This window comes from Vibrio sp. 1641, assembly GCF_033339995.1.
GTDB classification, from domain to species: domain Bacteria; phylum Pseudomonadota; class Gammaproteobacteria; order Enterobacterales; family Vibrionaceae; genus Vibrio; species Vibrio alginolyticus.
In genome coordinates this window covers 1-527 of sequence record NZ_JAWOVP010000486.1, presented here as the reverse complement: position 1 = coordinate 527, position 527 = coordinate 1, and the positions used below count along the sequence as shown (strand labels likewise).

Genomic DNA, 527 nt, shown 5'->3' with positions numbered 1-527 from the left:
AGCGACACCACTTTGTCGTCGCCTTCAAACGTGTCGTTACCTAGGACGTTAATGATGGTCGACGTGTCTTCCACAACCGTCGCGCGGTCAGATTCAATATCTGCCACAGGCGCAACCATAAAGTTTACCGTTTGGCTGACGCTTTCACCGCTTGGATCAGTAGCCGTAAAGGTTAACGCTTCTGAGCCGTTCCAGTCTGCCGTTGGGCTAATGGTCGCGATGCCATTTTCTATTGAGACATTGACATTACTGTTACCTGAGACGCTAAACGTTAACTCACCATCGGCGTTATCCACATCACTGAAGGCCGTATTCAGATCGATGCTGTATGGCGTAAAGTCTTCCGCCAAGGTTTGGTCTACAATGTTGCTTTCAACCACAGGCGTGTCGTTCACCGCATTCACGGTGACGTTGACCGTCGCTTGGTCAGTCAGTGAACCATCGGTGATGGTGTAAGTGATTTCAGCATCGCCATGGAAGTTCTCAGCCGGTGTGAAGACCAGTTTTCCATCAATAATTTCGACTTT

General features: G+C 49.3%; 1 protein-coding gene. It reads right to left on the bottom strand.

Annotation, left to right across the window (positions count from 1 at the left end; translation table 11 throughout):
* On the bottom strand, positions 1-527 hold a 527-nt coding region (locus R7Z47_RS26710), incomplete at both ends, for an Ig-like domain-containing protein (protein WP_318131006.1).